Below are 202 nucleotides of genomic sequence, written 5' to 3' on the forward strand. Positions count from 1 at the left end.
TGGGTTTTGTTGAAACTGTTGTTCTTGAGTTTGTGTTGCTACATATGGATTTTGTTGAAATTGTTGTTCTTGAGTTTGCGGTGCTACATAAGGATTTTGTTGAAATTGTTGTTCTTGAGTTTGTGGCGCTGCATATGGATTTTGTTCATATTGTTGCTCTTGTTCTTCATATTGTTCTGTATATCTTTGTTCTTGTTCCTGC

At 35.1% G+C, this 202-nt stretch carries 1 pseudogene; it reads right to left on the bottom strand.

Annotation, left to right across the window (positions count from 1 at the left end):
* Positions 1 to 202 (bottom strand): annotated as a pseudogene (locus tag MR083_RS27775) (hypothetical protein); the annotation flags it as partial.

Source organism: Bacillus cereus group sp. BfR-BA-01408 (assembly GCF_022663305.1).
In the GTDB taxonomy this organism is placed as follows: Bacteria; Bacillota; Bacilli; order Bacillales; family Bacillaceae_G; genus Bacillus_A; species Bacillus_A pacificus.